At 67.9% G+C, this 25,869-nt stretch carries 18 protein-coding genes; 13 read left to right on the forward strand and 5 right to left on the reverse strand.

Annotation, left to right across the window (positions count from 1 at the left end; all coding sequences use genetic code 11):
* Together DI526_RS13915 and DI526_RS13920 are read left to right on the forward strand one after the other, a co-directional pair.
* Positions 1-1,077 carry an acetamidase/formamidase family protein gene (locus DI526_RS13915; RefSeq protein ID WP_304278998.1) on the forward strand — a complete coding sequence of 359 codons (1,077 nt, stop codon included), beginning with the start codon at positions 1-3 and terminating at the stop codon, positions 1,075-1,077.
* Positions 1,078-1,081: 4 nt separating this feature from the next.
* Positions 1,082-2,098, forward strand: coding sequence for a helix-turn-helix domain-containing protein (locus tag DI526_RS13920; RefSeq protein WP_304279001.1), 1,017 nt, complete (start codon positions 1,082-1,084; stop codon positions 2,096-2,098).
* Between the two features lie 70 nt (positions 2,099-2,168).
* Here the strand turns inward: DI526_RS13920 and DI526_RS13925 are convergent, their stop codons facing one another.
* The 3 genes from DI526_RS13925 to DI526_RS13935 are packed head-to-tail and all read right to left on the reverse strand — an operon-like array spanning position 2,169 to position 6,582.
* Positions 2,169-3,698, reverse strand: coding sequence for a PepSY domain-containing protein (locus DI526_RS13925; protein ID WP_304279004.1), 1,530 nt, complete (start codon positions 3,696-3,698; stop codon positions 2,169-2,171).
* Positions 3,698-4,261 (reverse strand): hypothetical protein, encoded by a 564-nt coding sequence (locus tag DI526_RS13930; RefSeq protein ID WP_304279006.1) that lies wholly within the window; start codon positions 4,259-4,261, stop codon positions 3,698-3,700. Before DI526_RS13930 ends, DI526_RS13925 begins: the two co-directional genes overlap by 1 nt.
* Positions 4,258-6,582 carry a TonB-dependent receptor gene (locus tag DI526_RS13935; RefSeq protein ID WP_304279008.1) on the reverse strand — a complete coding sequence of 775 codons (2,325 nt, stop codon included), beginning with the start codon at positions 6,580-6,582 and terminating at the stop codon, positions 4,258-4,260. Before DI526_RS13935 ends, DI526_RS13930 begins: the two co-directional genes overlap by 4 nt.
* 734 nt (positions 6,583-7,316) lie before the next feature.
* On the opposite strand from DI526_RS13935, the gene DI526_RS13940 reads away from it, so the two are divergent.
* From DI526_RS13940 to DI526_RS13970, 7 genes are all read left to right on the forward strand, one after another.
* A complete protein-coding gene (locus DI526_RS13940) occupies positions 7,317-8,471 on the forward strand; it encodes a glycoside hydrolase family 68 protein (RefSeq protein WP_304279011.1) in 1,155 nt (384 codons plus the stop codon).
* Between the two features lie 90 nt (positions 8,472-8,561).
* Positions 8,562-9,911 (forward strand): hypothetical protein, encoded by a 1,350-nt coding sequence (locus DI526_RS13945; RefSeq protein ID WP_304279014.1) that lies wholly within the window; start codon positions 8,562-8,564, stop codon positions 9,909-9,911.
* Between the two features lie 91 nt (positions 9,912-10,002).
* The gene (locus tag DI526_RS13950) at positions 10,003-11,052 is read left to right on the forward strand and encodes a LacI family DNA-binding transcriptional regulator (RefSeq protein ID WP_304279016.1); all 1,050 of its coding nucleotides are present in this window, start codon (positions 10,003-10,005) and stop codon (positions 11,050-11,052) included.
* A 314-nt stretch (positions 11,053-11,366) separates the two neighbouring features.
* Positions 11,367-13,496, forward strand: a complete 2,130-nt coding sequence (locus DI526_RS13955; RefSeq protein WP_304279018.1) for a TonB-dependent receptor — start codon at positions 11,367-11,369, stop codon at positions 13,494-13,496.
* 207 nt (positions 13,497-13,703) lie between these two features.
* Positions 13,704-14,672, forward strand: a complete 969-nt coding sequence (locus DI526_RS13960) for an alpha/beta hydrolase (protein WP_304279021.1) — start codon at positions 13,704-13,706, stop codon at positions 14,670-14,672.
* 33 nt (positions 14,673-14,705) lie between these two features.
* Positions 14,706-15,707: an alpha/beta hydrolase gene (locus tag DI526_RS13965; RefSeq protein WP_304279024.1), complete on the forward strand. Its 1,002-nt coding sequence runs from the start codon at positions 14,706-14,708 to the stop codon at positions 15,705-15,707.
* Positions 15,708-15,786: 79 nt separating this feature from the next.
* On the forward strand, positions 15,787-17,127 hold the full coding sequence (locus DI526_RS13970; protein WP_304279026.1) for an MFS transporter: 1,341 nt from the start codon (positions 15,787-15,789) through the stop codon (positions 17,125-17,127).
* On the opposite strand, the gene DI526_RS13975 is transcribed toward DI526_RS13970, so the two are convergent.
* Positions 17,124-18,047 (reverse strand): alpha/beta hydrolase, encoded by a 924-nt coding sequence (locus DI526_RS13975; protein WP_304279028.1) that lies wholly within the window; start codon positions 18,045-18,047, stop codon positions 17,124-17,126. The genes DI526_RS13970 and DI526_RS13975 overlap by 4 nt on opposite strands.
* A gap of 28 nt (positions 18,048-18,075) precedes the next feature.
* Positions 18,076-19,185, reverse strand: coding sequence for an alpha/beta hydrolase fold domain-containing protein (locus DI526_RS13980; protein ID WP_304279030.1), 1,110 nt, complete (start codon positions 19,183-19,185; stop codon positions 18,076-18,078).
* A gap of 194 nt (positions 19,186-19,379) precedes the next feature.
* Here DI526_RS13980 and DI526_RS13985 point away from each other — a divergent pair, with 194 nt between their 5' ends.
* The 4 genes from DI526_RS13985 (at position 19,380) to DI526_RS14000 (ending at position 25,523) form a co-directional block, all read left to right on the forward strand.
* A complete protein-coding gene (locus DI526_RS13985; RefSeq protein WP_304279032.1) occupies positions 19,380-20,426 on the forward strand; it encodes an alpha/beta hydrolase in 1,047 nt (348 codons plus the stop codon).
* A gap of 110 nt (positions 20,427-20,536) precedes the next feature.
* Entirely contained in the window at positions 20,537-22,705 is a 2,169-nt protein-coding gene (locus DI526_RS13990) for a TonB-dependent receptor (RefSeq protein ID WP_304279033.1), read from the forward strand.
* A 199-nt stretch (positions 22,706-22,904) separates the two neighbouring features.
* The gene (locus tag DI526_RS13995) at positions 22,905-24,599 is read left to right on the forward strand and encodes a carboxylesterase/lipase family protein (RefSeq protein ID WP_304279035.1); all 1,695 of its coding nucleotides are present in this window, start codon (positions 22,905-22,907) and stop codon (positions 24,597-24,599) included.
* 21 nt (positions 24,600-24,620) lie between these two features.
* The gene (locus tag DI526_RS14000) at positions 24,621-25,523 is read left to right on the forward strand and encodes an ROK family protein (RefSeq protein ID WP_304279037.1); all 903 of its coding nucleotides are present in this window, start codon (positions 24,621-24,623) and stop codon (positions 25,521-25,523) included.
* Positions 25,524-25,869 lie beyond the last annotated feature (346 nt).

Genomic DNA, 25,869 nt, shown 5'->3' on the forward strand with positions numbered 1-25,869 from the left:
ATGCCTTTCATCTGCGAACCCGGCCAGGAACGTCCCGACGTCGTTCCCGGCGCATTGCACTGCCTGAAAGCCACGCCCCACACCGTGCACTGGGGCTATTTCGACCCGTCGATCAAACCGGCGCTGCGGATCAAGAGCGGCGACCTGGTCCAGGCCGAAGCGATCACCCACCACGCCGGCGACGCGCCCGAGCTGATGATGGACGAGGGCGTCACCCGCATATTCAAGGAGATCCCGGAAGACGACCGCAATCCCGGCGTCCACATCATGACCGGGCCGATCTACGTCGAGGACGCCAAGCCCGGCGACGTGCTGGAGGTGCGCTATCTGCGGATGGTCCCGCGCAACAACTACGGCTCCAACCTCGCGGCGAACTGGGGCTATCTCTACAAGGAGTTCGGCGAGAAGGAGCGGGTGACGATCTACGAGCTCGACCCGAACACCAACACCGCCAGCGCCCTCTACGCTTACGACTTCGAAGGCAAGTACCTGATCCCGGGCACGATCACCCATTGCCCCGAATGCGACCGGCAGCCGGCGCTGAAGGGCGTGCGGATCCCAGCCCGGCCGCACCTGGGCACCGCCGGCGTCGCGCCGGCGGTCGACGGCCGCGTCAGCACCATTCCGCCCGGCGAGCACGGCGGCAACATCGATAACTGGCGCATCGGGGCCGGGGCGACGATGTACTACACCGTTCAGGTCGACGGCGGGCTGTTCTCGATCGGCGATCCCCATGTCAGCCAGGGCGACGGCGAGCTGTCGGGCACGGCCATCGAGAGCTCGCTGAACGTGCTGATGCAGATCGTGCTGCGCAAGGACATCCAGACGCCCGGACCGCTGCTCGAGACGCCCAAGTGGTGGATCGTCCACGGCTTCAACGAAGATCTGAATCTCGCCATGCGCGACGCCTCCACCAAGATGCTTAGCCTGCTCAGCGATCAGGTCGGTCTGTCGAAGAACGACGCCTATTCGCTGATGAGCGTGGCGGCCGACTTCGGCGTGACCCAGGTGGTGGACGGCACCCAGGGCTGCCACGCCAGGATCCCCCGAGACATCTTCCCCAAGCTCAAGGAATAGGACGATGAAGGCCTGGTCGTTCAGCACCGAAAGCCATCCGCGCGCCGAACGGGCCGAGGCCTGGCGCGATGCGATGGGACGCCTGGGCCTGCCGATCGAGGGGCTGTCGGCGGGCGAGCCAGCCGCGGCCTCGGTGATTTGCCTGACCTCGCCGCTGGGGATCGAGTTCGCCCTCGTCGAAGCCGGCGCCCAGACGATCTCGGGCCGGCTTTCGGGCCAGCCGGCGGCCGTCTGGCTGGCGGTGCTCCTCCATGGCGAAGCGACCCTGGTCACCGACGACCTAGCCGTGGCCGTCGCGACAGGCGACATCGCTTTCGGGCCTACGGGCCAGGCCGCCGCGTTGCGCCTGGACACCCGTTCGCGGCTGCTCTTCGTCCGCGCGCCGCGCGTGGCCCTGGATCACCGCCTGATCAAGCCGTTCAATCTTCGGGTGGGCTGGCTGGAGGGATCCAGCGGCGTACCCCGCATTCTCTCCGACCTGTTGCGCGGCACGGCCGAGGAGCTCGAGAACCTGTCGGTCGACCAGTTGCGGCCCGTCGACCTGGCGCTCACCGAGTTCCTGGCGCAATGCCTGCTGGAGCGCGGCGCGGCGGCGTCCGAAGCCCTGGACCCCTCGGCGCCGACGGCGCATCTGCAGCGCCTCTGCCAGACCATAGAGACCCTGCTGCCGGACCCGGAGCTGTCGCTGCGTCGCGTCGCCGACGAGGAGGGCGTCTCGCCGCGTTACGTGCAGAAGCTCTTCGCCTCGGCCAACGAGACCTTCAGCCACTATCTGCGCTCGCGTCGTCTGGAGCGCTGCCGGATCGACCTGGCCAGTCCGCAGCACGCGCGGCTGTCGATCTCCGAGATCTGCTTTCGCTGGGGCTTCAACGGCTCGGCCCACTTCAGCCGGGCGTTCCGCGAACAGTACGGACGCTCGCCGCGCGAATTCAGGAACGCCTGCGAGGCTGGCCTGTCGCGTGACCTCGCCTCCGCGCTGGCCCTGAAGTCGTCGCCGATCGGACCGAGTTTGAACGCCTAGCCACCCGCGCCATGGTCGCGACGTTCAACACCTGGGCGGCCGATGACGACCTGGCGCGGACGCAGAACGCTCAGGCGTCGCGATTGATCAAGGGGGGGCTGAGCGACCTTGCCGGCAGGGTGGTCAACGCCAGCAGCAGCGCTGTCGCCAGCATGCCGGCGTCCAGCACCCATCCCACCGGATCGGCCATCAGGCCCCGGTGCGACGCGCCGTGCGCGACGGCCGCCATGGCGATCAGGACGGCGCTGATCCGGCGCAGCCCGATGGACAGCCTCGGTGGCGTCGCGAAGACGGCCGAGCCGCACGTGACCAGGGTGGCAAGCCCCCAAACCGCGACGGGAGCGGGCGTGGGAGAGAGCAGGCTGACCAGGGCCGACAGCGCGTATGCCAGCGGCTGGCTCCAGGCGAAGGCGACCCAAAGCCGCTCCCAGCGCGGCGCCGGCCGCCCCTTGTCGCGGCGCCGCGCGAGCCAGATGGCCACGCCGCTGGCGGTCACGGCGGTCAGGCCAAGGCCGAGCAGGAAATAGGCGACCTTGACCGGCCAGCCGCCGAACCAGCCGAAATGCAGCGGCGTCATGGCCGAGAGCACGCGGAACCCTAGCGAGCCGCTCTCGTAGCCGACCTCGCCGCGGATGCGGCCCGCGCCGTCGACAACGACGGTTTCGCCGCGCGATAGTCGGCTTTCGGTGACGAGATTGATCGTGGCGTGCTGGCCCCGCTCTCGCGGGTGCTGAACGTAGATGTAGCTCGGCTTCGCGTTCGAGTGGCGAGCCTTTACGGCGTCGAGCGCCGCGCCGAGGTCCATCAGTCGACCAGCCGGGCGCGGGTCGTCCTGGACCACCGGGCCGCTGAACAGCGCATAGGCCTTGGCCGTGTCGCCCTTGAAGGTCGCCAGGGCCAGGACGCCGACGATGATCGTGGTCAGGCCCAGGAAGGCGCCGGTCAGCGACACCGCCAGGTGGAAGGGCAACCCCCAGACGGAGATGCGGTTGTGAAGGTCGGCCTCCTGCAAGCGCTTGGAGCCGCCCCAACGGAAGGCGAAGGCGTCCTTGAAGACCCGCGGATGCGACAGCACGCCGGAGATCAGCGACGACAGCAGCGCCACGCCCGTCAGGCCGACCAGGAACCGTCCCCAGGTTCCTGGGAGATGCAGCACCGTATGCAGCTTGGCCTGGAAGTCGCTCCAAGGCGTTTGCGCCTCGTCGACGAGCCGTCCGGCCTGGTCGGCCACATAGGTCCGCTCGCCACCCGGGGCGTCATCGTCATGGACCGTCAAGCGCGGGTGGTCGGCCGTCGGCAGGCGCACGAGGAGATCATGGGCCGTGGGGTTCTTGGCCAGCGTCGCCCGCACGGCGGCGTCCACGGCTTGGGGCGAGGTTGTGTGCAGGACCGGCCCGGCGGGGGCCTCCCAGCGCTCGAACTCCTGGGTGAACACCGCGATCGAGCCGGAGAAACACACCAGATAGATCAGCGCCGCGAAGGCCAGACCCAGGGCCGAATGGCCGGCCAGCATGGCGCGCACGAACTCGGCGGGGACTTTGGGCCAGATCGGCTTGCCTGCGGCCTTGGCTTTCGCGCGCTTGTCGAGCGAAGTCGCCATCATAGGGCTCCCTTCAGGAAGGCTGCGCCGAGGGTCAGGCTGGCGACGCCGGCCAGAACCGCGAAGGCCCGCAGGATTCTGTCGTCGGACAGGGTCCAGGCCATGCCGCCGGCCCACAGGAAAGGAACGATCAGACCGCCGATGACCATCCGGGTCTGGACCTGGCCCGGCGCGCAGATCGCCACGGCCAGGCCGCAGCCCAGGGCCGCCACGCCTGCCAGCGGCCCGGCCAGGAAGCCGCGCAGCCAGCCTCGCCAGGCCACCCGCCTACGGTCCGACGGCTCCGGCGCCAGCTCGCGGGCGACCTTCTTGCGCGCGTTGCGGCGCTCGACGCCGGTCGCCACAAAGGCCAGCACCGCCGTCGAGGCGAGCGCCAGGATGGCGGCCGGACCGCGCGCGGACCCCATCAGGGGAACCGAAGCGGCGATCGCGACGGCCATCAGGCCCCAGCCGCCCAGGATCAGCCAGGGGCGGCGCGGGCTGGGGCCCTCCCAGGCCCGTTTCAGCAGGGTCGCGCCGGCGACGGGCAGCGGCGTCAGGACCAGAGCCCAGAGCGCGGTCACCAGCGCGTCTCCAGGGTCAGGCCCAGGATTCGGGGCTCGCCGAGCATCGCCACCCCGGTGTCGCCCCGCGTGTACTGGGCGTAGGTCGCGTTCAGCAGGTTCTTGCCATAGACGTACACACCCCAGTGAGCGCGCTCGTAGCCGAAGCGGCCGTTGAAGACGACGCGTTCCTTGACGACGTCGTCCTGCGCTTGCTGCAGTCCGGCGGACGAGTAGCTGCCGGAGCGGTAGTTGCCGTCCAGGTGGGCGATCAGGCCGTTCGTCCAGCGGTAGTCGGCGCCCATCGCCACCGTCCAGTGCGGGGCGTAGGGGAATTCCGAGCCGGCGAGGTTGCGCGTGTCGACGCCGGAGGTGATCGTGAATTCGTCGAACTTGGTCTTGGTGCGTCCCAGCGAGGCGTACCAAGACAGCGCCTGGGTGACGCGCTGGGCGACTTCGAGCTCGAACCCGTAGAGGTGCGACTTGCCGGCGTTGCGGACCTCGTAGTCGTAGCTGTTGATGCCCAGGTTCACCGTGACCTGCTGGTCCTTCCAGTCGACATAGAAGGCGTTGGCGTTGACCGTGAGGGTCCCGTCCAGCCAGGCGGTGCGCAGCGAGGCCTCGTAGTTCCAGGTGTATTCCGGGTCGTATGCCGCGACGGTAGAGCGGGCGATGTTCACCGTCGAACCGCCGGAACGATAGCCGCGCTGGGCCACGAGGCTGGTGTTGATGTCCGGCGTCCAGTCGTACTTGACCCCGACCTTCGGCAGGAAGGCGTTGAACTTGCGCGTGTCCTCCGGGGCGGTCGAGCCGGCCTGGGCCACCATGTTGGCGACGAAGCCGTTCACCAGGGTCACGTAGGGCGCATAGGCGCCGAAGGACGAGGCCGTCGGATAGGTCCCCGTGAAGCGCGCGACCTGGCTGCTGCTGCTGGTGTTCTTCTCGTGGTCATAGCGGAACCCGCCCAGCAGGCTCAGCCTGTCGGTCACGGCGAAGCTGGCGTCGGCGAAGATGGCGCTAGTGTCGATCACCGATGGCTGGTCGCCCGAATAGTCCACCGGGATCACCGGCAGGGCGGCGATGTAGAGGTTGGCGAAGGCGTTGGCCTGGGCCGACGCGGCGGCCTGCTGTGCGGCGGTCGGGCTGGGAACGCTTGCCAGAAGGCTGGAGGTCAGGGTGTTGACCAGGGTCGCACGAGGGAAGGCGACATTGACCTGGCTAGCGGTCAGGTCCTGGGCGTCGCGCTTGGCGTGGTAGAAACCGATCAGGCCCTTCAGGCGCTCACCGTCATAGTTCAGCCGCAGCTCCTGGGAGGCGGTGTCGGTGTCTACCCGGCGCGCGCCGTACGAGGTCCTGGCCGGCTTGAAGTCGAGATCGTAGACAGACCGGGTCTTCACCGCATTGAACGAGGCGATCGCGTTCAGGGTCAGGGCGTCACTGAACTTGTAGGCGAGGTCGGCCGTCAGGATGTCGGTCTTGGTCTTGGTCCGGTTCGGATCGCCCGACAGGTCGACGCGGTGCTTGTAGTATTCCGGCGTGTCGATGCGCGAGTAGGTGAACAGGTAGCCCGCGTCGCGATCGCTGTGAGCGTAGGTCAGCATCGCCTTCAGGCCGGGCAGGGCGGTCGGCGTGAACATCAGCTTGCCTCGCACACTGAGGCTGTCCAGCGCGTCGATGTCACGCTTCAGAGTCGGATTGTAGACGAAGCCGTCGCTATCCTTCTTTTCGACCGAGGCTCGGAAGGCCAGCTGGTCGGCGACGATCGGGCCGCCGGCCGCGACGGCGAAGGTCCGTTCATCGCCGCTAGCCAGGTTCACCCGGGCGCGGAACTGGGGCGTGTAGGTGGGGTTGGCCGAGGTGATGACGACCGCGCCCGCCAGCGAGTTGCGGCCTTGCAGCGTCGATTGCGGGCCGCGCAGCACTTCGACCTGGCCGATGTCCCACATCTCGAGCGGCCCGCCGTAAACGGCGTCGACCGGCAGGGCGGCGCCGTCGACATAGACGGTCGCCAAGCCGCCGGCTCCGCCGCCCGAGACGTTCATGTTGCTGACGCCGCGGATCGTGAAGCCGGTCTTGCCGTAGGTCTCGCTCATGTTCGCCGTGCGGGCGACCACGTCGTAGAAGGTCTGAATGTTCTCGCGCTCGATCCGAGCGGCGGTGGTCACGGCGACGCTGGTCACGGTCTGCTGCAGCGAGCGCGAGGTCTTCTCGCCCGTGACCACCACCGCTTCCACGGCGGTGGACTGATCGTCGCTCGACGGTTTGACGGGGGCGATCTCCTCGGCCCAAGCCCCATGGGCCAGGATCGCGAAAGAGCAAGCACTCAGCAGACAAAGACGCATGGAAACCCCCGGACGAAACATGGCGGAGGGCGCTACTTTAGATAATATTGCGAGTCAATCGCATTCGCATTTCGGCGAGAGAGATCGACATGCGATTGAAGGCGCTTCCGCTGGAGAGACGTGACGCGGCCGGGGAGCGACGCACCTTTAATCTGCTGGGGATCGCTGGCGGGGACTCCGATCCAGGTCGATAAGGTGCATGCATCCGCCAAGCGCGCGGATCAGGGGCGCGGCGCTGCGATCAGCTTCATGTGGTAAAAGGGAAAGGCTGTGGATGCGACAGGGATTGAACCCGTGACCCGCTCAGTATGAACGATCATAGATTTAGCTAAAATCCAAGTAGAATAAGGTGTTACGGTCGAATGGGCGCCGTCTCGTTCGGTCCATTTCGATTCGTTTCTGGCAAATAACTGGCAAGCAGATTGATGAGCCGGCGGTCCGTCGCCGTCGAACTACAGGCTTGAGGCCCGCCCTACCCGGGCTGCTTTGAAGGTCATCCTAGCGGCTGATGCCTCATCGCTGAGCTTCGAAACTCAGCTTTTGGTCAATGGCCATGACGCCTTCCCACCGGACCGCTCGGGCGGGGAAGCCTGAGAAGACTGCGGCGCAAACAAAGGCATCTCGCCCGCCTGACTGCGGGGTGAAGGTTTTCGGCAATCGTTTGCCAACGCGATCTCTTTCTTTTACACCGACCGGGCTGGAGCGCGGCGTCCTCCAGCCGGCTAGGAGAGCGCATGTCCAGTGTCATTCCTTCAGCGGTCAGTTCGGAGCGGGCTGCGCCAGATCGCTGGGCGACGGCCGACGTGGCGCGAATTGATCTTGAACGTGTCAGCGCGGCGCCGCTCATCGGCGAGAAGGACATCGCCCGCGTCGCGGCCGACCTCGACATCTGGGACGCCTGGCCCGTTCAGGTTCAATCCGGCGCGCCAAAGACGTTCGATGGCGGGGCGACGCTGTGGATGGCCCTGGCGTCGCCGCGTTTCGAGGATCCCGACGCGCGCCACGGCCACGCGCGGATCCATCTGCTTTGGCGCGACGCCGCGGGCTGGTCGGACCTGGGTCCGGCGATGCCGGAGGGCTTTTCGCCCGGCAGCCGGGAGTGGTCAGGCTCGGCCGTGCTAGACGCCGACTCGCGGTCTCTGACCCTTTATTTCACCGCCACGGGCCGGCGCGGCGAGGCGACCCTGACCTTCGAGCAGCGGCTGTTCAGCGCTCGCGCGACGCTCGAGATCGCCGCGGGGCGTCCCAGGGTCTCGGCCTGGCGGGACCTGGGCGAGATCGTCCAGCGCGACCCCGCCCACTATATGGCCAGCGACGGCGGCGTGGGCGTCGTCGGCACCATCAAGGCTTTCCGCGATCCCGCCTATTTCCACGATCCGCGGGGGGGCGGGCATTACCTGTTCTTCGCCGGCTCGGCGGCCAATGGCGCGGAGTTCAACGGGGTGATCGGCGCGGCGGTGTCGTCCTCCGGCGCCGCTGGCGACTGGCGGATCGCGCCGCCACTGATCGACGCGACCGGGGTGAACAACGAGCTGGAGCGACCCCATGTCGTGATGGCCGACGGCCTCTACTACATGTTCTGGTCGACCCAGACCCACGTGTTCGCACCCGGCCTTCGCCACGCGCCCACGGGTCTCTACGGCATGGTCTCCGACCGCTTGAGCCACGGCTGGCGCCCCTTGAACGGCACGGGTCTGGTCTTCGCCAATCCCGAGACCGCGCCGCGGCAGGCCTATAGCTGGCTGGTCCTGCCGGACCTGTCGGTGATCAGCTTCGTCGACGACTGGGGGCGAGGCGCGCAGGCGACCGGCGCGCGACGCTTCGGCGCCACCTTCGCGCCGACGTTGCGTCTAAGCCTGTCGGGCGATCAGGCCAAGCTCCAGGGCTAGGGCGCGGCCGCCTTTTGTTCGGCAGGCCAAGCTGTCGCGGCAATCGATTGTCCAAAGACGCGCCCAAGCGCGCTGCACAGGGAGGAGAACGTGAAGTACGCCATTCTGGCCCTGGCCATGGGTATGACCACGCTGCAGGCGACCGCCGCGCTCTGCGCCCCATCGTCCGCGTCCTTGCGAGCGGGCGCGGCCCGTATCGACATAACGCCGGCCAAGACCGAACTTCCGAAGGGTTATGATGGGATCAATGATCCGATCTACGCGCGCGCCGCGGTGCTTGAGCATGACGGTCGGAAGGCGGCCCTGGTCACGGTGGACATCGGCGCGATGTCCGACGCCACATGGATGGCGGTGGCGCGGGGCGCGCAGAGCCTGGGCATCCCATCGGCCAACCTGATCTTGACCGCCACCCATTCCCACAGCGTTCCGCGCGCCATCCCGCAGCTCGAGGACAAGATCATCGAGGCGCTGCACCAGGCCGACGCCCGGCTGCGGCCCGCGACGATCGCCTATGGGCAGGGTGTCTCCTACATCAACATCAACCGCAACATCATCGATCCGAAGACGCGGCGGTGGTGGGAAGGGCCCAACTACGAGGGCCCCTCGGACAAGACCGTGGCGGTGGTCAGCATCGCCTCGACCTCGGGCGAGCCGATCGCGGTCTATTACAACTACGCGGTTCACGCGGTCGTGAACGGCCAGCTGGACCAGGTCAGTGGCGACATCCCGGGCGCGGCCTCGCGCTATATCGAAGACTCCCTGGGCGACAAGGCCGTGGCGATCTGGAGCGAAGGCGCGGCGGGCGACCAGAACCCGATCTTCTTTCAGCAGACCTACGACCTGCGGAACATCCGCATCGCCGAATACGCCAAGCGCGGCGAGGACATCAGCAACGCCATGCCGCCGGGCGGCGTGGGGCTGGACAGGAACGATCCGCGCGTCGGGCGACTGATGGCCCAGCAGCGGCGGATGGTCCTTTCGATGGGGCAGCTCCTGGGTGAGGAGGTCCTGCGCGTCGGTCGTGACGGGCTCGACCGGCCAGAGGTCAACCCGCGGATCTTCGGCGCCAGCAAGACGGTGGTCTGCCCGGGTCGGGTGCGGACCGACACCGGCCGGGCCGGTTATCCGGGGACCTATGTCGATGGGCCGGACGCGCCAATCCGCCTGAGCTTGCTCAGGATCGGCGGGATCGAAATCGCCGGGGTTAACGCCGAGGTGTTTAACCCGATCGCCCAGCGGTTCAAGGCTCGCAGCGGCTCGAGCCGGACCATGATGGCCACCCTGACGAACGGCCTGGCGCCGACCGGCTACATCCCGCATGACGAGGCGTTCGGGCAGAACACCTTCGAGGTCATCTCGTCGCGGCTCAAGCCCGGCTGCGCCGAAGCCGCGATCATCGAGGGGCTGCTCGACCTCGAACAGGCGTCGGAATCGAACTAACTCAACCGCTAAGCACTCTGCGCGGCGGCCTTGACGAACAAGCGGCCTTGCCGTCCGCTGAGCCGCCTAAGCGTCTATCATCGAGGTTGCCTTGCCCCCGAAGACTAGGCCCGGCTCCAAGACGCCCGGCGCCAGACCTCAGAACATCCAGGAACTGGCCAAGATCGCCGGCGTGTCGCCGGCGACGGTGTCGCGCGCCCTGACTGGCGCCGGTCATCTGTCGGCGGCGACGCGTGAGCGCATTCAGAAGCTGGCCGCCGAGCTGCAGTTCAAGCCCAGCATGACCGCGCGCAATCTGAGGATCGGGCGGACCGGCGCCATCGGCGTGGTGGTGCCGCTCGGCCACGAGCGCACCCAGCACCTTTCCGATCCGTTCTTCACGACCCTGATCAGCCACGTGGCCGACCGGCTCGCCGACCATGGCTACGACGTGCTCCTCAGCCGCGTCGTGCCCGCGGACGGCAATTGGTTGGATCGCCTCGCCCAGTCGGGCCGTGTCGACGGCATCATCGTCATCGGCCAGTCCGACCAGGCGCTGGTTCTCGACGAGGCGGCCAAGACCTACAAGCCGATGGTCGTCTGGGGCTCGCGGATCGAGGGCCATGCCTATCATACGGTCGGCAGCAATAACCGCCTGGGCGGGCGGCTGGCGACCGAACACCTGCTGGCCCAAGGCTGTCGCAAGCTGGCCTTCTTCGGCGATCCCAACGTGCCAGAGGTCGAGGAGCGCCTGACCGGCTTCCGCGAAGCGATCAAGGCCGCGGGGGAGGGGGTGGCGGGCGCCCTGCTGCCCGTGCATTTCGTGCCGGACATGGCCCTAGCCGCCATCTCCGAATATCTCGGCGTCGCCGACGGCGTGGACGGCATTTTCACCGCCTCCGACACCATCGCCATGATGACCATCCAGGCCCTGGCCGATCGCGGTCGCGCGGTGCCTTCCGACGTCAAGGTCGTCGGCTTCGACGATCTGGAGATCGCGCGTCACACCCTGCCGCCGCTGACCTCGGTCCGCCAGGACCTGGGCAAGGGCGCCGAGGCGCTGGTCGACACCCTTCTGGCGCTGATGCGCGACGAAGAACCCCCGTCGGTGCTGCTGACGCCCACGCTCACCGTCCGCGCCTCCACCGTTTCTGGCGTCTAGCCCTGTCGGCGTAAGCCGGGCCTTTGGTCTGCCATCCGATTTGGCAATCGATTGTCTATTGCTGTGTGTCCTAGGACGCGATGCCGGCGGGAGAACCGCTCTAACGTTGTCGAAATTGGTCAATATCCGAAAATAACTCGATCTTTTGCCGCCATCCGCCGGGAGATCATGCGCTGAGTTGACCGGCAATCGTTTGCGGTCCACTGTGCCTCCAGACGCGCACAGGCTCTTCGAGGGGCTGGCGCGAAACTTCCGCCGACAAGAGCGGAAGGGGGAGTGAAGCGGCGCGCTTAGGCGTTGGGGAGGTTGAGGGAATGCGAAATCTGAAGTGGCTGGCCGTCAGCGCGACGGCCCTCATGATCTGCGCGCCCTTGAGCGTCGCGCAGGCGCGACAGGCCGCCGGGGCGGAGAAGGATGGTCAGAAGACCTCGCCGGCGACGACCGACTCCGTCCAGGAAGTGGTTGTCACCGCGTCCAAGACCGGCGGCCAGGCGCTCCAGACGGTCCCCATGGCCATCCAGGCCTTTTCGGGCGAGGAGCTGAAGGCGCGCAACATCGCCACCGTCGGCGATCTGGTCTCGACGATCCCGGGGGCGTTCGAAGGGTTCCGCCAGTCGGTCGGCTCGCGCTTCTACAATCTCCGGGGCAGCGTCACCCAGAACGGCGACTCGCCGCTGGGCTACTACCTCGACGACGTTCCGTTCATCGTCACGAACTTCGGCATCGCTCCGCCCGTGCGGTTTATCGACATGGACCGCGTGGAGGTGCTGCGTGGGCCGCAAGGCACGCTCTACGGACAGGGATCGTCGGGCGGTGTGTTCATCTTCCACACACGTGATCCCAGCCTGAGCGAGATCCAGTACGCCGCCGAAAGCGAAGGCTCTCGGACCGTCGGCGCCGAGGGGTTCAACTACGGCGTTTCCGGCGCGGTTTCGGTTCCGATCGTCAAGGACCGACTGGGAATCCGGATCAGCGGCGGCTCCTCGCGCGACGCAGGCTGGGCGGACGCCTATTTCGGGCCCTACGACGGGACGCCCGATCAGAAGGGCGTCAACAAGGCCAAGAACGACGACCTGCGTCTGGTCGCCTTGATGCGCCCCCGGGACAATGTCGAGATCCGCGCCCAGTATTGGCATTTCCAGCCCCGCCAGAACTTCACCGGGTTCACGGCCTCGGTGAAGCCGCCCTATTTCGCCAACACCGCGGGCCAGCAGGGTTTCTCGAACGGCGATTTCAAGCTCTGGAGCCTCTCGGCCAAGGTCGACTTCGACGGTTTCTCTCTGACCAGCGCGACCAGCAATCTGGAGGGGGATTTCGGGATCAAGATCCCGCTTTCGCCTTCAGGCTCGTTCTCCAGCCGCTTCCTGCCCAAGATGTTCGCCCAGGAAGTCCGCGTGAACTCCACGACCACGGGACCCTTGCACTGGGTCGCGGGGGCTTCGTACCAGGATGGCCAGGGACCGCAGGTGAACGCGCTGGTTCTGCCCACCGCCAACATCAACGCCAGCAACAATACGCTGACCAAGAACTACGCGTTCTTCGGGGAGGTCAGCTACGACCTGATGGGCGGCAAGCTGGTGCCCCTGATCGGGCTGCGCACCTATCATGACGACCGCTCGTTCGCCGACGACACCTCCAAGGCGCCGACCAAGGCGAGCGTCAACACCTGGCGCCTGAACCTGGCCTATCTGCCCACCGACAACCTGACCATGTTCATCTCGGCCGCCACGGGCTTCCGCCCGGGCATCGTCCAGTCGCGCGTCCAGGTCCAGTCGCTGACCCTCGCCGGGGTGCCGGTCTCGGTGGCGCTCGAGCCCGAAGAGTCCAAGAACTACGAGTTCGGTCTCAAGTGGCGCAGCGACGATCGGGCTTGGACCGTCGGGGTCAATCTTTATCAGCTGCAGTACACCAACCTTCAGACCTCGGTGACCGGGGGCATCAACGGCGTCAACGGCTTCGCCAACTTTGGCGACGCCACCACCAAGGGCGTCGACCTGGAGCTCCACTGGCGCACGCCGATCAAGGGGCTGGGCCTGGGCTTCGTGGGCAACTTCAACGACAGCAAGTACGACAGCGTCAATCCCGTCGTCGCCGCCGCCCAGCCGTTGCTTCGCCCCGGCTCACGCCTGATCAACACCCTGGATCAGAACTATCGCGTCGACATCAACTACAGCCGCGACCTGGCGAACGGTCTGGAGGGGTTCGGCAATCTGGCGCTCAGCCACAGCGGCGACCGCCTGCAGACCAACGGCTTTCCCAGCCGCCCCTACGACCAACTCAGCGCGACGATCGGCGTGAGGCGCGGGGCCTGGGAGTTCGCGTTCGTCGGCAACAACCTGGCGGACGAGCGGGGGCCGACCTTTGTCGGAACCAACGGGCCGCTGTCCGGCTCCGGACCCACGCCGCGAACGCTCGGCTTCCGTCTTCGCGTGACCTCACCCTAGCGCGGAGGGCGCTGGACGGGATGGGCGCGGTGTTCAAGCGCTCACCCTGTCCAGCGGGCCACGCAGCGCCGAGCCGCGTTGCAGGGCCTTGGACAATCCCTTATCAGAAATAAGCGCAAACGATTGCTGCGCGCCAACCGCCCGAAGATGGCGGTGGCCCGCCCCGGGAGGAGTTCTGGAGATGCCGCGATCCATCAGGGGGCGGAATTGAGCGACCAGCCGGGCGAGCGCGCCGACCTCTCGCACGTCGATCCCGAACTGCGCGCGGCGGCGCTGCAGGTGCTGAGCGAGCCCTCGAAGCCCATCACCCGGGCCAATCTCGCCGAAATCCGCGCGCTGTGGGTTCCGCCGCCGCCGCTTCCGTCGCCAGAGATCCGTCTTCTGAAGGTCCCGGGGCGACGGGGCGACCCCGAGGTTCCGGTCGAGCTGATCGGCGCTGCGGCGACCGGCCGCCCGCGCCCGGCCATACTGCATATCCATGGCGGCGGCTTCATCTCCGGCAAGGCGCGCAACCTGACCGCCTTCTGCCAGCACTTGGCCTCGGAGTTCGACTGTGTCGTGGTCAATGTCGACTATCGGCTGGCGCCCGAGACGCCCTATCCGGGCCCGGTCGAGGACAACTACGAAGCCTTGGCCTGGCTCCACCGCGAGGCGCCGCGCCTGGGTGTCGACCCTGACCGGATCGTCGTGATGGGCGAGAGCGCCGGCGGAGGCCATGCGGCGATCCTGACCCTGCTGGCCCGAGACCGCGCCGAGGTTCCCCTCCGCGCCCAGATCCTCCTCTACCCGATGCTGGACGACCGCACCGGCGCGACGCGCATGCCGCCGCCGCATGTCGGGACGATCGGCTGGAACGCGGCCGCCAACCGCTTTGGCTGGGAGAGCTTTCTCGGCGGCCCGGCTGGCGGCGCCCGCGCGCCCGCCGGGGCCTCGCCCGCCCGCGTGGCCGACCTTTCCAGGCTGCCGCCGACCTTCATCGGGGTGGGCGATATCGATCTCTTCGTCGAGGAGAACTTCGATTTCGCCCGGCGACTGGTGTTGGCCGGCGTGCCGACCGAGCTGGTCGTCGTTCCCGGCGCCTTCCACGCCTTCGACTTCGTGGCGCCCGAGGCGCGCGTCTCGCGTGACTTCACGCGGGCCTGGAAGGCCGCCTTGAAGACCGCGTTCACGGCCTGAAGGGGACTGGACTTGAGCATCTCTGGAGCCTTCATGCGCATGACGACCCAAGGCCATATGGCGATGTCGCGGCGTCTCGTTCTTGGCGCGGGCTTGGCCGTGGTCGGCGCGGCGCGGGCGTTCGCCGAGCGCAAGCCGCTGGTCCCGCCGCCGGCCCTGGGACCACTGCCCGCCAGCTGGCTGGCCGCCGAGGTCATTCCGCTGTGGCCCGGCGCGCCGCCGAACGGACCGTTCAAGGCGCTACCGGTTCCCGAAGGCTTTCCGCCGGGCTTCTTCCGCAATGTCGCCAAGCCGTCGATGCATGTGTTTCGGCCGGCGAAGAGCAACGGCAAGGCCGTCCTCGTCGCGCCGGGCGGCGCCTACAGCTTCGTGGTCGGCACCCACGAGGGCGCCGCGGTCGCCGAGGCGCTGGCCGCGCGCGGGTACACCGTCTTTGTGCTGATATACCGGCTTCCGGCCGAGGGCTGGAGCGGCGCCTCGGACGTGCCTCTGCAGGACGCCCAGCGCGCCATGCGGCTGGTTCGCGCCCAGGCCGCGCGGCTCGGCTTCGATCCCGGCCAGGTCGCCGCGCTCGGCTTCTCGGCGGGAGGGCACCTGATCGCCTCGCTGGCGACCGACCACGCCGAGCCCCTTTATCCGAGCAGCGACCCCGCCGACGCGCTCAGCGCCCGGCCTTCGGCGGTCGGCCTGATCTATCCTGTGATCACCCTGGAGCTTCCCTATACGAACCCGCAGACGCGTCTGTCGCTGCTTGGGGCCTCGCCGAGCGCCGAAGCGGTCGCGCGCCGCTCGCCCCAGCGCCACGTCTCGGCGACAACCCCGCCTTGCTTCCTGGCCCACGCCCTGGACGACACCGCCGTCCCGCCGGAGAACAGCCTGATGATGCTCGACGCCCTTCGTAAGGCCGGCGTCCGGGCCGAGGCGCACTTGCTGGAGGAGGGGGGGCACGGCTTTGGCCTGGGATCGCCCAACGCGCCCGATGGTCGCTGGCTGGATCTGTTCGACCTGTGGCTTCAGCGCACGCTGGCCGGGTGAGCGCGGCCAGTCGCCGCAAGCTTCATCCCGCACATCAAGATGATCGAGACGCGGTGATCGCGTCCACGGAGGACCTCGGATGCAAGACGCGCTGAAGCCCAGGCTGCCTTGGCTTCGTATCGTGGAGATGAATCTCGGCTTTCTGGGTCTGCAGTTCAGCTTCGGCCTGCAGCAGTCCAACATGGCGCCGATCTACTCCTACCTTGGAGCCCGCGAGGCCGACATTCCGCTTCTGCAGCTGGCGGGGCCGGTGACGGGGCTGCTGGTCCAGCCGATCATCGGCGCGATGAGCGACCGCACCGCCTCGCGCTGGGGGCGGCGGACGCCGTACTTCGTGTTCGGCGCTGTGCTGTGCGCCATCGGCCTGTTCTTCATGCCGCTTTCGCCGACCATTCTGGCGGCGGTCAGCCTGCTGTGGATCCTCGACGCCGGCAACAACATCACCATGGAGCCGTACCGAGCCTATGTCAGCGACCGGCTCTCGACCGACCAGCGGCGCTTTGGCTTTCTGTCGCAGAGCGCCTTCACGGGGCTGGGCCAGATGCTGGCCTATCTGGCGCCGACCTTCATGGTCAACATCATCGGCTTCGACATCAACGCCGTCGACGCCCACAACATTCCGGTGATCACCCGGCTGGCGTTCACCATCGGGGCGGTGCTGTCCCTGACGACGATCCTGTGGTCGATCTTCCGCGTGCCAGAGCTGCCCCTGAGCGAGGCTCAGAGGGAGAGGCTCAAGGCCCTGCCGCTGACGGTGACCGCGACTCTGCGCGAGATCTGGGACGCCATCGTCACCATGCCCAAGACCATGCGCCGGCTGGCCTGGATGAGCCTTTTCCAGTGGTACGCCATGTTCGGCTATTGGAACTATGTGATCTACTCGATCAGCCGTTCGGTCTACGACGAGGCCAATCCACTGTCGGAGAACTTCCGCCGGGCCGTGCTGGACAACGGCCAGGTGGGCGGCTTCTACAACGGCGTGGCCTTCGTCGCGGCCTTGGCCATGGTGCCGTTCACCCGTCGGTTCGGCGCGCCCGTCATGCACGCCTTCTGCCTGCTCGCGGCCGGCCTTGGCATGTTCGCCATCCCGCATGTGACCGACAAGGCCTGGCTGTTTCTGCCGGCGATCGGGGTCGGATTGGGCTGGGCCAGCATCATGGGCAACCCCTATATCATCCTGTCCGAGAGCATCCCGCCCGAGCGGACCGGCGTCTATATGGGCATTTTCAACATGATGATCGTCACGCCGATGCTGCTGAACGCCGTGACCATGCCCCTGTACTTCGACAGCCTGCTGGGCGGCGATCCTCGTCGCGTTCTGATGCTGTGCGGCGTGCTGATGGCGGCCGCGGCGCTCTGCGTGCTCTGGGCGGGCCGTTCGGCGGGCTCCTCCTCAAGCCCGAAGGAAGCCGCCGGCTAGGTCCGCGGGGAGAGCAGGAAAGCGAGCGCCTGATCCAGGCGCTCGCGCCAGGCGCCCTCGTCATGGCTCGCGCCGGCGAAGGTTCGGACGCTGAGGTCCACGCCTTCCACATAGCCGAGCGCGAGGAGCGCCCTGACCAGGGCCGCGTGCGCCGGCGGATAGAACCGGTCGATGCTCAGCGTGCCCCGGTCCAGCCAGAGGCGGTGCGAGCCGGCTCGCGGCATATGGCGCTGGGCGAAGAGGCTGACCGCCTCCGCCACATCGCTGGAGAAGCCTTCCGGCAGGCGCTCCGTCTCGGTGACGGGCAGCAGGCTGAAGTGGGCCGACAGCATCGCCGCCCCGGCGAAGACATGGGGATGCCGGGCGAGCAGTTCGCTGGCCGCCACGGCGCCCATCGAGGAACCGGCGACGAAGGTGCTTTCGCGGCCGGGCCGGGTCGCGAAGCTCGCGTCGATCAACGGCTTGATCTCCTCGACCAGCATCCGGGCGTAGGCCGCCGATTTCGGCGCGCCCGGCCAGGCTTCGAGGACGGCTTGGCGCGCCGGATCGGACAGGTGGTCGAAGAGCAGGGCCGGCGCGTACTCGGCGAACCGATCCCTCGTGCAGGCCACGCCCACGATGAGGGTCGGCGCGACCTGACCGGCGTCGATCAGCCGGGACAGGCTGGCGTCGGCTTCCCACGCCGCGCCAAACGGCACAAGGCGCGCGTCGAACAGGTTCTGGCCGTCCTGCATGTAAAGCACGGGCAGGGGCGCGCCCTCGTCCGCCCCATCCGGCCGCCAGACATACAGATCGCGCGCCGCCAGATGGCGCGAGACGAAGTCGCGCAACACGTAGAGCTGACCGCGCCCCGAGGGCGCGGTCAGTCTGATCCAACCCTCCGACGCGCCTTGCGGCTGGCCTGGCTTGGACTTCGGCATGGACGGACTCCTGATCCCGAACGCCCGCTCAGCGCCCCAGGTGCTTGTCGAAGAACTTCAGCATCACGTCGTAGGCCTGCCGCGATTCCGGAACGTCGGCGTTGTAGAAAAAGCCATGGAACAGGCCTTCCCACACGTGCAGATCGGCCTCGACGCCGAGGCGGACCAGCTGGGTGTGGGTGTAGACCGTTGAGCTCAGCTCAAAGCCGCGCGTGCCGGTGATCAGCAGCGTCGGCGGGAACTGGCGCAGCACGGCGTCCGAGGCGGTGGGCGACACCAGTGGGTCTTTGAGGCTCGCGCCGGCCAGGTAGGGCATGCCCGACTTGTCGGAAGCCGGTCGCACGGGCGGCCAGGGCGCGGGCGGACGCGCATCGCCCAAGGGCCCGGTGAAGAAGTCGGCGTCGCCGCCGAAGCCGGAGGAGGACAGGGTCGCGCCCGCGCAAAAGATGCCGATCGCGCCGGGCCTCGGCAGGCCTTGCGCCTGGAACCAGGCCACCGACATGCCCGTCAGCATGCCGCCCGCCGAGCAGCCGTAGACGCCGATGTTCTTGGCTGGATAGGTCTTCAGGAGCTCGCGATAGACCGCGGCCACGTCCTCGCTGGCCGCTGGAAAGCGGTGCTCGGGGCCCTGGCGGTAATCGACCGCGACGACGCGCACGCGCCCCAGGCTGGTCAACGGCAGCGATTCGAGCTCGCCGCAGCCCTGGAAGCAGCCCATGAACCCGCCGCCGTGCAGATTGATCAGGACGCGGTTGCGGTTCTCGGGCGCCACGCCGCCCTTGGGCGTATAGTCGTAGACGTGGACACCGCCGATCTTGGTGTCGCGCCTGTCATGGGGAAACAGCACGCGTTGCCGGGCGAGGTAGGGCTCCATGAAGATCGGAACGCCATCTTTCTGGGCCAGCAGCTCCGGCTGCTGCATCTGCCGCAGGTGCTCGGCCATGTAGGCCTTGCCCTCCGGCGACAGCAGGCTCGAGACCGGTACGCTCATGGCCGGCGCATGAACCGTCCCGTCCGGATCGACCACCACCGGCGAAGGCTTGCGATCCTGGGCCCAGGCGGCGCCGCCCGCCGGAGCGCAGAGGGCGATCATCATGGCCGTGGCCACACCGCGTCCGCGCGTGTTCCGCGTTTGCATCCTGCTTCCTCCCTGAGGCCCGTCTGTGGGCTGGCGCGCCGTCGTTTCGCCGCGCGTCGCGGCCCTGGCCGAGCCGAACTAGAACGCCTTGGGTAATCGATTGCAAGTTCGTTGTGCATGGGGGTTGCAATCGATTGCTTTTTCGGGGATCACTTGTTGCAAGAACCGCAGTGTTCGGAGACGGGGAGGTTGGTTTGGCCGTATCGAGACGCGATCTGCACGCGATGATGCTGAGCGCGGCGTTCGCCGCGGGCGCTGGCCCGTCCTGGGCGGCCAGGGCCGGCGAAGGCGGCGAGGACATCCTGGCCCGCGTCGACCCCGAACTGCGCGACGGCGCGCGCGCCATTCTCTCCAGACCTTCCCCCGAGTGGACCTTTCCCGAACTCAAGGCCCTGAGGGCCAGGATCCCGCCGCCGCCGCCGCCCTTGGCGAGCCCCGCGGTGGAGCGTCGCGTCATTCCCGGAGCCCCTGGCGGGCCGGACGTGTCTGTCCAGGTGATCGGCGCGGGGCCGCGCGGCAAGCCGCGGCCGGCGCTGCTGCACATCCACGGCGGCGGCTTCATTCTGGGGCGGGCGGAGGACTCCACGCCGCTGTGCCAGACGATCGCCGCCGAACTCGATTGCCTCGTGGTCAATGTCGAGTACCGGCTTTGCCCCGAGACGCCGTTTCCGGGACCGGTCGAGGACTGCTACGCCGCCCTTGTCTGGCTGCATCGCAACGCCGAGGCCCTGGGCGTGGATCGCGAGCGCATCGCGGTGATGGGCGAGAGCGCCGGCGGTGGGCTGGCGGCGATGGTCGCCATCGCGGCGCGTGATCGTCGAGAGGTCAAGCTTCGCTATCAGGTGTTGATCTATCCCATGCTCGACGATCGGACCGGCAGCACGCGCCGCGTCCCGCCGTTCATCGGCGCGATCGGCTGGAACGAGGCCGGCAACCGGTTCGGATGGACGAGCTTCCTGGGCGCGCCGGCCGGACAAGGCCAGCCGCCTCATGGCGCCGTGCCCGCGCGGCTTTCCGATCTGAGCGGCCTGGCGCCCGCCTTCATTGGTGTCGGCGCCATTGACCTCTTCGTTGAGGAGGACCTGGACTATGCCCGCCGGTTGGTCCTGGCGGGGGTGCCGACCCAGTTTCACCTGACGCCGGGCGCGTACCACGGCTTTGATTTCATCGCGCCGCAGTCGCGCCCGTCTAAGGCGTTCGTCGCCGCCTGGATGAGCGGATTGCGCGCCGCCTTCGCCTGACGCGGGCGCGGCGCGGACGGCTGAAGCGGTTCACGCCGGGCCCTGCCGTCGCCGGGCTCGGCAATCGATTGCAGTTCTGACGCTAGACAATAATAAGGGGAGGTAACGTCGTGAGAAAAACTTCATTCCATAGCGGTTCGCGTTCGGCGCTTTGGCGGGGCGTGAGCCTGGCGGCCCTGGCGGGTCTGTCCTTCGCGGCCAGCGGCCCCGCCATGGCCCAGCACGCGCAAGGCCAAGCGACCGACTCCGAAAAGCTCGACGAGGTGGTCGTGACCGCCCTGAAGGGCGGTTCCCAGGTCATCGCGCGCGCGCCCGTCGCCATCCAGGCGTTCTCGGACAAGGTGCTGGTCGAGCGCGGCGTTCGCGACGGCGCCGACCTGATCCAGATGATCCCCGGCGCCTCCCAGGCCCAGGAGATCGGCGCGGGCTACCGCATCTTCTCGTTCCGGGGCTCTGGCGCCGGCGGTCCGGTCGGCGACGGCATGATCGGCTACTATCTGGACGACACCCCGTTCGGCGTTCCGAACAACCAGGCCGCTCCGCCGCTGCAGTATTTCGACATCGAGCGGGTGGAAGTGCTGCGCGGACCCCAGGGCACGCTGTACGGCTCCGGCTCGATGGGCGGCGCGATCATCTACCGCACCAAGAGCCCCAACCTCAACCGGATGGGCTTCACCGCCGAGAGCGAGGTCTCGGGCACCCGCGACTCGGGCGACGCCAACTATCGCGTGGCCGGCGCGGTCTCGATCCCGATCATCGAGGACAAGCTGGGCCTGCGCGTCAGCGGCGGCTACGACAAGCGAGCGGGCTACAACGACATCTATCAGGGCGCTCCCGTGGGCGCGCCCTACAAGACCGACGCCAACGGCGTCGTCTCCAAGAACCTGCAGGCGGTGCTGCTGTGGAAGCCGACCGACCGCTCGACCGTCCGACTGCGGGCCTGGCGGTTCAGCACCGACCAGGATTATCTGAACGTCATGAACTCGGTGGATCCGCCGTATGCGGCCTACCAAGGCACGGTCAACGGCTATGATCGCCGCCGCGCGAACTACTATTCCGGCACGATCACCCACGAGTTCGACGGCCTGACCCTGACCAACGCCACCTCCTATCAGAAGTCGCTTCCCGGCGGCTTTGGCGTGGCTCTGAACCTGGGCCCGCCCCTGGGCATCGGCACCCTGATCAACGGGGGCGACGCCAACAGCTTCGTCAACGAATTCCGGCTCGCCACCTCGGGCGATGGTCCGCTGCACTGGGTGGGCGGCGCCTTCTACCAGAAGGCGCGCGGCCTCTATCAGTTCTCCCTGGACTTCCCGACCCTGAAGCTTGGCGGCAGCACGATCACGCGCACCGAAAACGCCTCGGTGTTCTCGGAAATCAGCTACGACCTGATGGGCGGCAAGTTGGTGCCGCTGCTGGGCCTGCGCTACTTCAAGGACGATCGCTCATCGGAGTCGGTGACCAACGGCCAGCTGGTCACCAGCCAGGCCAAGCCGGACGCCCTGACCTGGCGGGCGAACCTGGCCTATTATCCGTCCGACAAGTGGATGTTGTTCTTCAACGCCGGCACCGGCTTCCGGAGCGGCATTCTGCAGTCGCAGGCCCAGGCCAACGCCGTGATCGCCGACAAGGTGCCGACCAGCATCTCGTTGACGCCCGACAAGCTTCGCAACATCGAAATCGGCGCCAAGGGAAAGCTGTTCGACGACGCCCTGCATCTGTCGGTCAGCGCCTACGACATCAAGTACACGAACCTTCAGAGCGCCTTCAACACCTCGATCGGCCTCTCGGCCTTCGCCAATCTCGGCGACGCCAAGACCAAGGGGATCGACATCGAGGCGTCGTGGGACACCCCGGTCCAGGGCCTCAACCTGACCCTGATCGGCAACGTCAACACCTCGGAGTTCACCAACGTCATTCCCGCCTTCGCCGCCGCCAATCCGCGCAACGCCGCTGGCCAGGAGCTGTTCAACACGCCGCCCTACAACTGGCGCCTGGACGTGAACTACCAGAAGAGCGTCGGCCTCTATGACGTGTTCTTCAACGCCTCGGCCACCGCGGTCGGTCGGGCGCGCAACAGCGACGCCACGGTCAATACGCTGGACCCCTATCAGCTCTATCGCGCAAGCCTGGGGGTTCGAAAGGGCGCCTACGAGGTCAAGCTGTTCGGCGAGAACCTCTCCGACGAGCGCGGTCCGACCGCCGCCAACGGTCCGACCCTGCTGGCGGGGCCGCGTCCGCGGACCATCGGCGTGAGCCTCAGTCTCGACTTCAACTAGGCCCGGTTGAACAGGCGGCAGGGCGAAGGTCCCACCGCCTGGCGATCCCCCCAACTGTGGGGCCGCGCGCCACGCGTCGGATCGATAGGGCGATGCGGTTCATTCCCCACGCGGGGGGAGCCCCTGCTGCTTCCCCCGCGACTCTTTTGTCCAAAACCGAACGGGACGCCGCGAGCGTCGCCAACGCCTGGAGGGCTCGATGAGCGGCATGTTCGATGATCGTCGCATCTCCGGCGTCGGCCGCCGGTCCGTGCTCGCGGGCGCGGGCCTGATCGCGGGCGCGCAGGCCGTGGGCGGTAGCTCCGCCGAAGCGGCGATCCCGGCGCGGCGATCTGAACTGGCCGCCGGCGCGGCCGTGGCCCAAGCCTCCACCACCGCCGGGCGCGTGGCGGGCTATGTTCGCGGCGGGATCTTCGCCTTCAAGGGCGTGCCCTATGGCGGGCCGACCGGGGGCGAGAACCGCTTCATGCCACCGCGCCCGCCGGAGCCGTGGAAGGGCGTCCGCAGCGCTCGCCACTATGGCCCGATCTGTCCGCAGGATCAGGGAACGGGGCGCCTCAACGACGAGGAAGCCTTCGTCTTTCAATGGAACGACGCGGTCCAAGGCGAAGACTGCCTGAGGCTCAATGTCTGGACGCCGGGGCTTGAAGGTTCCGGGCGGCGGCCGGTCATGGTGTGGCTCCATGGCGGAGGCTTCGCGGCCGGCTCCGGTCACGACCTGCCCGCCTTCGACGGCGAAAATCTCGCGCGTCGCGGCGACGTCGTGGTCGTGACCCTCAATCACCGTCTCAATGTGCTCGGCTATCTGGACCTGTCCCACTGCGGCGAGCGTTTCGCCCAGTCGGGCAATGTCGGCATGCTCGACATCGTGGCCGCCCTGGCCTGGGTTCGCGACAACATCGCCCAGTTCGGCGGCGATCCCGACCGCGTGCTGATCTTCGGTCAGTCCGGGGGAGGGGCCAAGGTCTCGACCCTGATGGGCATGCCCGCCGCCCGGGGGCTGTTCCATCGCGCCATCGTGATGAGCGGTTCGTTCAGTCGCGCGGTGTCTCGGGAGAAGGCGCGGCGCTTGACCGACCTGACGCTGGTCGAGCTGGGCCTGTCGTCCTCGGACGCCGCCGCCGCGCTCCAGGCCCTGCCGCATGCGCGGCTTCTGGCGGCCGGCCAGAAGGCGCGCGCGCGGGTCAATACGCCGTTCGATGGCTTCGTGGACGCCCGCCTGATCCCCAACCATCTGGACTTCGCCCCCGTGGTCGACGGGACGACGCTGCCGGCCTGTCCCTTCCATCCCGACGCGCCGGCCATCTCGGCCCACGTGCCGCTGATGGTCGGTACGACGCTCAACGAGTTCGTTCACGGGATCAATCACCCCGAGGTCGAGGCGATGAGCCCGGCCGAGCTCGCGGCGCGGGCCGAGCGTTTCCTGCCGGGAAACGGCGCGCGCCTGGTGGAGGTGTTCCGCCAACGGACGCCCGACGCCAGCCCGTTCGATCTCTGGTCCCACATCGCCACCGCGCCGATCCGCAAGGCCGCGGTCGAACAGGCGGCGACCAAGGCGCGGCAGGGCGGAGCGCTCGCCTATCTCTACTGGTTCCACTGGCGCTCGCCGGTGCTGGACGGTCGGCCGCGGGCTTTCCACTGCCTGGATATACCGTTCGCCTTCGCCAACACCGATTGCTGCGACTCGATGACCGGCGGGGGACAGGAGGCGCGCGCGCTCGGCGCCCAGCTGGCCGACGCCTTCGTGGCCTTCGCCCGTGGCGGCGACCCCAATCACCCTGGTCTCCCAGCTTGGCGTCCGGTCACGCCGGGCGGGGCCGCCACGATGATCTTCGACACCAAGACCCGCCTTGATCCCGATCCCGACGCCGCCGAGCGCGCGGCGATCGGCTGAGGCAATGCCAAGAGACAGACAATGACCTATGCGGGCGTGGAAATCGGCGGAACGAAGGTCGTGGTCGCCTTCGGCTCGGGTCCCGATGACCTGTGCGATCGCGTGCGAATCCCGACCACGACGCCGGAAGAGACGATCGGCGCGGTCGTCCGGGTGCTGGAGACGCGGCGCCAGCATTTCGGTCTCGACGCCGTCGGCGTGGCGACGTTCGGGCCAGTGCGGCTGGATCCGAAGGCTCCCGACTATGGCCACATTCTCCCGACGCCCAAGCCCGGCTGGTCCGGGGCCGACATCCTGGGCCCGCTGAGGCGGTTGGGGCTTCCGGTCGGCCTGGACACCGACGTCAACGGCGCGGCCCTCGGCGAGGGCCGATGGGGCGCTTGCGCGGGCCTCGACAACTACGCCTATGTGACGGTGGGAACCGGGGTCGGGGTCGGCCTGGTGGTCCATGGCGCGCCAGTGCATGGGGCGCTGCACCCCGAGCTCGGCCATCTACCCGTCCGTCGCGATCCGGTCCTGGATCCGTTCGTGGGGTCTTGCCCCTTTCACGGCGACTGTCTGGAGGGGTTAGTCAGCGGGCCCGCGCTCGCCGCCCGCACCGGACGTCCCGGGGAGGCGCTTGCGGCCGACGACCCCCTCTGGGACCTGGTCGGAGATTATCTGGCGCAGCTGGCCGCCACGCTCACCTACACGGTCGCTCCCCGTCGGATCGTGCTGGGAGGGGGTGTTGGCCAGACGCCTCGCGTCCTGTCCCGCATGCGCGAGCGCTTGATGTTCTGGCTTGGCGGTTATCTGCCGGCGCTTCAGAACTCCCAAGCCATTGAGGCGTATCTCGTAGCTCCGGCGCTCGGCGAGAGTTCCGGTGTTCTGGGCGCGATCGTCCTGGCGCGCAGAGCTCTGCGGGCGCACTCAGAGTCCCGCTGACGCGCTTTCCGAGAGCGGGGAAACATAGCGCGGAGGAGCCACCTTTGCCCGTTCGGCAATCTAGAGCGCCCTCCTGGCGACGCCTTGGAAATCCGGTCTATGGCGAGCGTCGTGACGCTCAAGCGTCATCGCGCTCATAACGAGACAGGAGGCCGCCGGCCAGGTGTCGACATTGGCCTCCATAAGCAGGATGGCGGCGGTATCCGTCGGCGCTAAGCTGCAGGCCTCGGGTTCGGCACATCTGGGCGGTGTGGAGCGTCATGCTTTTGCCTGTCTTCATCGCTCCCTTTCTGAGGTCTTCTTCTGGGAAAGCAGGGCAAGGCGACCGGCATTCCCCAGCGAATAG

It is taken from the genome of Caulobacter segnis, assembly GCF_003243465.1.
Taxonomy (GTDB): domain Bacteria; phylum Pseudomonadota; class Alphaproteobacteria; order Caulobacterales; family Caulobacteraceae; genus Caulobacter; species Caulobacter segnis_A.

What these genes read in the sequence shown, in the direction of transcription:
- DI526_RS13975 (WP_304279028.1), bottom strand. Translation starts at nt 18,047, where the DNA reads ATGCCGAAGTCCAAGCCAGGCCAGCCGCAAGGCGCGTCGGAGGGTTGG.
- DI526_RS13940 (WP_304279011.1), top strand. Translation starts at nt 7,317, where the DNA reads ATGTCCAGTGTCATTCCTTCAGCGGTCAGTTCGGAGCGGGCTGCGCCA.
- DI526_RS13955 (WP_304279018.1), top strand. Translation starts at nt 11,367, where the DNA reads ATGCGAAATCTGAAGTGGCTGGCCGTCAGCGCGACGGCCCTCATGATC.
- DI526_RS13925 (WP_304279004.1), bottom strand. Translation starts at nt 3,698, where the DNA reads ATGGCGACTTCGCTCGACAAGCGCGCGAAAGCCAAGGCCGCAGGCAAG.
- DI526_RS14000 (WP_304279037.1), top strand. Translation starts at nt 24,621, where the DNA reads ATGACCTATGCGGGCGTGGAAATCGGCGGAACGAAGGTCGTGGTCGCC.
- DI526_RS13970 (WP_304279026.1), top strand. Translation starts at nt 15,787, where the DNA reads ATGCAAGACGCGCTGAAGCCCAGGCTGCCTTGGCTTCGTATCGTGGAG.
- DI526_RS13915 (WP_304278998.1), top strand. Translation starts at nt 1, where the DNA reads ATGCCTTTCATCTGCGAACCCGGCCAGGAACGTCCCGACGTCGTTCCC.
- DI526_RS13920 (WP_304279001.1), top strand. Translation starts at nt 1,082, where the DNA reads ATGAAGGCCTGGTCGTTCAGCACCGAAAGCCATCCGCGCGCCGAACGG.
- DI526_RS13935 (WP_304279008.1), bottom strand. Translation starts at nt 6,582, where the DNA reads ATGCGTCTTTGTCTGCTGAGTGCTTGCTCTTTCGCGATCCTGGCCCAT.
- DI526_RS13980 (WP_304279030.1), bottom strand. Translation starts at nt 19,185, where the DNA reads ATGCAAACGCGGAACACGCGCGGACGCGGTGTGGCCACGGCCATGATG.
- DI526_RS13965 (WP_304279024.1), top strand. Translation starts at nt 14,706, where the DNA reads ATGCGCATGACGACCCAAGGCCATATGGCGATGTCGCGGCGTCTCGTT.
- DI526_RS13995 (WP_304279035.1), top strand. Translation starts at nt 22,905, where the DNA reads ATGAGCGGCATGTTCGATGATCGTCGCATCTCCGGCGTCGGCCGCCGG.